We start from the raw sequence: 257 nt of genomic DNA on the forward strand, positions 1-257 counted from the left end.
CTGCTGCTGTATATGCAGTTCGGGCATACCGGAGAGCTCGGTATGATCGCATCCGTCACGGCGCTCATACGCAAGCTGGGAATGGCCGTACTGCTGTCCATTACTGTTGGTGGAGCTGCATTTGTCATTCTCCTGCTGTTCAGCTCGGCATCCCTGCTCTGGGCGGGATTAATCGGGCTCATCATTCAGCAAGCCTCCTATTTCCTGAACGGGCTCTTCCAAATATGGGGAATTTCTTCCCAATATCATTTATGGAG

General features: G+C 52.1%; 1 protein-coding gene. It reads left to right on the forward strand.

What is annotated here, in order from left to right:
• Window positions 1-42: 42 nt before the first annotated feature.
• A partial coding sequence (locus tag ACSNOG_RS33595; RefSeq protein WP_436756452.1) for a hypothetical protein occupies window positions 43-257 on the forward strand: 215 nt, incomplete at its 3' end.

Source organism: Streptomyces sp. URMC 124 (assembly GCF_051386455.1).
Classification (GTDB): Bacteria; Actinomycetota; Actinomycetes; order Streptomycetales; family Streptomycetaceae; genus Streptomyces.